The organism is Bradyrhizobium sp. SHOUNA76 (assembly GCF_023006445.1).
In the GTDB taxonomy this organism is placed as follows: Bacteria; Pseudomonadota; Alphaproteobacteria; order Rhizobiales; family Xanthobacteraceae; genus Bradyrhizobium.
Window position 1 is genome coordinate 1 of the sequence record NZ_JALBHA010000763.1, and the last position, 2,125, is coordinate 2,125.

The 2,125-nt window shown below is 65.2% G+C and carries 3 protein-coding genes; all 3 read left to right on the forward strand.

The genetic code is table 11. The annotated features are described in order from the left end of the window. The first annotated feature begins 293 nt into the window (after positions 1-293). Positions 294-1,040, forward strand: a complete 747-nt coding sequence (locus MOV74_RS36770) for a YebC/PmpR family DNA-binding transcriptional regulator (protein WP_246932241.1) — start codon at positions 294-296, stop codon at positions 1,038-1,040. Between the two features lie 208 nt (positions 1,041-1,248). Continuing rightward, positions 1,249-1,776 (forward strand): crossover junction endodeoxyribonuclease RuvC, encoded by a 528-nt coding sequence (gene ruvC / locus MOV74_RS36775; protein WP_246932242.1) that lies wholly within the window; start codon positions 1,249-1,251, stop codon positions 1,774-1,776. Beyond that, the coding region (gene ruvA, locus MOV74_RS36780) for a Holliday junction branch migration protein RuvA (protein WP_246932243.1) at positions 1,773-2,125 on the forward strand (353 nt) is incomplete at its 3' end. The genes ruvC and ruvA, both read left to right, overlap by 4 nt.

Genomic DNA, 2,125 nt, shown 5'->3' on the forward strand with positions numbered 1-2,125 from the left:
CGGCTGCGGAGCCGCCGGGGCGGTCGCAGGCGCAGCCCGGTCCGGCAGACGCTTCCGAAATAGTCCGAACGCCATCACGTCTCTCTTGTCGGGGAACGGTCGGGCGCTATTTTCGCAGTCCGGAATGAAATCAGGGTTAACGTTGCCTCACCTCTAGGCACCGACCACTACGGTGGCTACCTTTACAGTGCTACCGCAAAGGCGGCAGATCCCTTTGATTCCGGCGGGTTGGCGGCCTATAAGGCCGCGCTTCCCACGCTCACCTTTGGCTGACGATCCTCGAGAGACCACGCATGGCCGGACATTCCCAATTCAAGAACATCATGCATCGCAAGGGGCGGCAGGATGCGCAGAAGTCGAAGCTGTTCGGCAAGCTGGCGCGGGAAATCACCGTCGCTGCCAAGCTGGGGACGCCCGACCCCAACATGAACCCGCGCCTGCGCGCGGCCATCATCGCGGCGCGCCAGGAGAACATGCCGAAGGACAATATCGAGCGCGCCGTCAAGAAGGCGCTCGGCAATGAGGGCGAGAATTATGACGAGATCCGCTACGAGGGCTATGGCCCCGGCGGCGTCGCCGTCATCGTCGAAGCGCTGACCGACAACCGCAACCGCGCCGCCTCCGACATCCGCTCCTTCTTCACCAAATCCGGCGGCAATCTCGGTGAAACCGGCTCGGTCTCCTTCATGTTCGACCGCACCGGAGTGATCGAATACGACCGCGCTGTTGCCTCCGACGACGCCGTGCTCGATGCCGCGATCGAGGCCGGTGCCGACGACGTCGTCTCCGGCGAAGCGGGTCACGAGATCTATGCGTCGACGGAAGGCTACCGCGACGTCGCCAAGGCGCTGGAAGCCAAGTTCGGCGAGCCGCGCAAGGCCGCGCTGATCTGGAAGCCGCAGAACACCGTCGCGGTCGACGATGAGACCGGCGAGAGGCTGCTCAAGCTGATGGATTTGCTCAACGAGCATGACGACGTCCAGCATGTCTACGCCAATTTCGAGGTGTCGGACGCGCTGGTCGCGAAGATGGGCGGGTAGGGCGCTTTCGTATCCCGGACGCGCTGCAGCGTGAAACGCTGCTGCGAGAGCCGGGACCCACGGCGCCTCAGGTACCGGTCGCAACATGGGCCCCGGTTCAACAGCATCACTTCGTGCTGCGCTGCGCCCGGGGCACGGCACCCCTCTCCCCTGTTACTTCCGTTCTGTTTCTGTTTCGCTTCAAGCGGCCAGCCGCTATCACTGGCCCATGACTGCGCTCCCGATTCGTGGCCCCGTTCGCATCATCGGCATCGACCCCGGCCTGCGCCGCACCGGCTGGGGCGTGATCGAGGCCGAAGGCAATCGCCTGATCTACGTCGCCTGCGGGTCGGTGGAACCGCCGGACAACCTGCCGCTGGCGAGCCGGCTGCTCGCGATCCATGAGGGGCTTGCCGCCGTTTTGTCCGGTCACCAGCCGATGGAGGCCGCGGTCGAGCAGACCTTTGTGAACAAGGACGGCGTTGCGACGCTGAAGCTCGGCCAGGCTCGCGGCGTCGCCATGCTGGCGCCCGCGATGTTCGGCATCTCTGTCGCCGAATATGCGCCGAACCAGGTCAAGAAGACCGTGGTCGGCGCCGGTCACGCCGACAAGCAACAGATCGCGATGATGCTGAAGATCTTGCTGCCCAAGGCCGAGCCGCCGTCCGCGGATGCCGCCGACGCGCTCGCCATCGCCATCACCCACGCCCATCACCGCCAGAGCACCGCGCTCCGGCTGAAGGTGGCGAGCCTATGATCGGCAAGCTCAAGGGCCTGATCGATTCCTACGGGGAGGATTTCGTCATCCTCGACGTCGGTGGTGTCGGCTATCAGGTGCACTGCTCCTCGCGCACCCTGCAGCATCTGCCCTCGCCCGGCGAAGCCGCGGTGCTGTCGATCGAGACCTATGTCCGTGAGGACCAAATAAAATTGTTCGGCTTCCGCACCGACCAGGAGCGCGAATGGTTTCGCCTGCTCCAGACCGTGCAGGGCGTTGGCGCCAAGGTCGCGCTCGCGGTGCTCGGCACGCTACAGCCTTCCGATCTCGCCAACGCCATTGCGCTGCGCGACAAGGCGGCGGTGGCGCGCACCCCTGGCGTCGGCCC